The organism is Peribacillus sp. SIMBA_075 (assembly GCF_046534585.1).
In genome coordinates, this window is record NZ_JAWRYN010000333.1 from 1 (window position 1) to 310 (window position 310).

Genomic DNA, 310 nt, shown 5'->3' on the forward strand with positions numbered 1-310 from the left:
CTTGAGCTTGTTGTCCCTTGATCTAATGCGAGAATATATTTTTCTTTTGCCATGGTGTTTTCCTCCCCTTACATACTTTCATTTACAGCATTTGTTTGGTTTTTCGTAGAGACATAGAGTCCTAACAATACCACAACTAAAATAACGCTTACAATCCAAAAGGCTGGAGTGACGTTCGCTTTAAAGGCAGCATTGTAGAAAACACCGCCAAATGCACCGCCTAAAATGGGACCAACAACAGGAACCCAAGCATATTTCCAATTCGATGGACCTTTACCTGGAATCGGCAGAATCGCATGGGCAATTCTTG

At 41.6% G+C, this 310-nt stretch carries 1 pseudogene; it reads right to left on the reverse strand.

What is annotated here, in order from left to right:
* Positions 1–68: 68 nt before the first annotated feature.
* A pseudogene (locus SB775_RS28460) lies at positions 69–310 on the reverse strand (aquaporin); the annotation flags it as partial.